This window comes from Staphylococcus sp. HMSC061G12 (genome assembly GCF_001838465.1).
In the GTDB taxonomy this organism is placed as follows: domain Bacteria; phylum Bacillota; class Bacilli; order Staphylococcales; family Staphylococcaceae; genus Staphylococcus; species Staphylococcus simulans.
The window spans coordinates 1-270 of record NZ_KV837154.1 but is presented as its reverse complement, the minus strand read 5'-3'; the positions used below and the strand labels follow the sequence as shown (position 1 = coordinate 270).

Sequence of the window (270 nt, the reverse complement as noted above, 5' to 3'; positions counted from 1 at the left end):
GGGTTCTGTTGCAAAGTTAGAAAAATATAGCTAATCACCATTTTATTGTGTCAGTCTTCGCCTAACCAGCTAACATATAACTAATTTCGTGGCATGGTGAAAATCCGTAGATCTGAAGAGACCTACGGTTCTTTTTATATAATCCGTAAATACATTCAATGCCTTTGAGTGTATTTTTTGCCGTATTGACACTTTGATATCTTGTCTTTCTCACCTTAATGTGACGATGATCTTGTTCAATGAGGTTATTGAGATATTTAGATGTGCAAT

The 270-nt window shown here is 34.8% G+C and carries 1 pseudogene; it reads right to left on the bottom strand.

The annotated features are described in order from the left end of the window. Positions 1–61 precede the first annotated feature (61 nt). Positions 62–270, bottom strand: a pseudogene (locus HMPREF2937_RS13345) (DDE-type integrase/transposase/recombinase); the annotation flags it as partial.